Annotated in this window: 1 pseudogene; it reads right to left on the bottom strand. The window is 49.7% G+C overall.

What is annotated here, in order from left to right:
• Positions 1-152: pseudogene (eno, locus tag PZH32_RS13750) on the bottom strand (phosphopyruvate hydratase); the annotation flags it as partial.
• Positions 153-290 lie beyond the last annotated feature (138 nt).

Here is a 290-nt window from a genome sequence, read left to right as displayed (position 1 = left end):
AGCGCCTCGAACTCGCCGGTAGATGCACCACTCGGCGCGGTTCCTCTCCCGATGGTTCCGTCTGCCAGATATACTTCTGCCTCAACCGTGGGATTTCCACGGGAATCTAAGATCTCTCTTCCAATGACTTTCTCAATTTCCAGATAATTCATCATCATAAGCTCCTTTCGAGTATCAACGCCAATTACTCTCCCACCCGGATCAGGCAGGAAAAACGACGTGATCTATTGATCTGTCCACCTGCGAAATCACCCACCGGCACATGTTTAGGAAATGCCAGTCAGTATTTC

This window comes from Adlercreutzia equolifaciens (assembly GCF_029076695.1).
Lineage (GTDB): Bacteria > Actinomycetota > Coriobacteriia > Coriobacteriales > Eggerthellaceae > Adlercreutzia > Adlercreutzia equolifaciens_A.
Note: the sequence above shows the minus strand (reverse complement) of the source record. Positions and strands in the feature narration are given on the sequence as shown.